At 38.5% G+C, this 1542-nt stretch carries 2 protein-coding genes; one reads left to right on the top strand and one right to left on the bottom strand.

Annotation, left to right across the window (positions count from 1 at the left end; all coding sequences use genetic code 11):
• Positions 1-553, top strand: a 553-nt coding sequence (locus tag H6G26_RS41675; RefSeq protein WP_190737996.1) for a type 1 glutamine amidotransferase domain-containing protein, incomplete at its 5' end; no start/stop codon positions are given.
• 235 nt (positions 554-788) lie between these two features.
• Here H6G26_RS41675 and H6G26_RS41670 read toward each other — a convergent pair.
• Entirely contained in the window at positions 789-1250 is a 462-nt protein-coding gene (locus tag H6G26_RS41670; RefSeq protein WP_190737994.1) for a hypothetical protein, read from the bottom strand.
• Positions 1251-1542 lie beyond the last annotated feature (292 nt).

Raw genomic sequence — 1542 nt, 5'->3', positions numbered from 1 at the left:
GGTAGAGTTTGCTAGTCCCACAGGAGAAGCAGCCCCGATAGATCCAAATAGCTACAAACTTAACGATCCTCTCAATAAACAGTTTGTCAATAATCCCAAAGTGATGGACAAAGTGAAAGACACTTTGTCTCCTGAAGAAATCAAGCCATCTGAATACAAAGCCATCTTTTTTGCAGGTGGGCATGGCACTATGTGGGATTTTCCTGACAATAAAAAACTTGCTCAACTAACGGCAGCCATTTATGAACAAGGGGGCGTTGTTGGTGCAGTGTGTCACGGTCCAGCAGGACTTGTGAATGTAAAGCTATCTAATGGAGCATATCTTGTCGCTAATAAGACAGTAGCAGCCTTCACCAATGAAGAAGAAGAAGCCGTCGGACTCACAAAAACCATGCCATTTTTGCTAGAGTCAAAACTCATAGAACGTGGAGCCAAACATACCGAAGCCCGAAATTTTCAAGCCCATGTTGTAGTTAGCGAACGCTTAGTAACTGGACAAAATCCCGCTTCAGCAATCGGTGTTGCTGAAAATATAGTTCAGCTTTTAAAGTAAAAGAGACATTACTCATCTACTCATCAGATGTAGAGCGAGGAATTATTTGACCAGAGCCACAGATTGTTTGCTAGTGTTCACCGTTTCTATGAACGTTGCTGAACTGAGCGTAGCCGACGCTCCAGAAAGCGGCGTTCGCTGTCATTAGTGACCGCACGAGTGCGAACCGCGTAGCTGTGTCAAATTAAAATAATTCGTCCCTCTATAGCCATCCTGACAATGGGTTTAATTTTAATTAAACTGCAAAAAATTCTTCAAAAAATGGATAAAATTTGTTCGCTAACAACTCAAATTTTTCTCCAATACAATCAGGGCGAACTATTTTATAACCTTTGCCATTGTACCAATCAGGATTCCTAGCTGGAGAATAACATAGATAAGCCGTGCCCTCTTTGTAGTACCCAGATATAGTTAATATATTTATTTTAGGTAAATAATTTACTTGAAAATTTCCTACAGCACGGTTTTGACTTTTAAAAGTAATAGCTAAATTATTATCAACAATGCTTTCATAATCTTTATGTAATGATTTCAAATAAATTTGTGGTACAACTAAAGCTGCATGAACCTTGCCAATTTTTCGAGCCGATAATTGGAACTGAGTGTCGCTAAAAACTTGCCCAGTAATCTTAGTAACCTCTGTTTGAAAATCTATTTGTACTGCGTAAAGAAGTCGTTCTAAATCTATATTGAGCATTACTTTACCTTGAAATATTCAAATATTGTCAAGAAATATTATGAGATTTTTAATATCTAAAATTTTGCGGAGGCAAAAAATTAATAAAAATGAAACTGATAAAGCGATTAAAGTGCGGACTCAACTCCTGGCGGAGTTACTCTACTGAAGCCTGGAATTCCCCCAGATTATGGGTTTCTCCAGAACGAATCGCACTTACACCTATCCTCATATCTTGCACCTGGAAATAGTAATGTCAATTCCATGACTAAGTGCTAAGGGTCGAAGCCGTTCAATATCCAGTAGTAATAAA

Source organism: Nostoc sp. FACHB-888 (genome assembly GCF_014696655.1).
Classification (GTDB): domain Bacteria; phylum Cyanobacteriota; class Cyanobacteriia; order Cyanobacteriales; family Nostocaceae; genus Nostoc.
The sequence above is the reverse complement of the archived record's forward strand: the minus strand, read 5'-3'. Positions and strand labels throughout refer to the sequence as shown.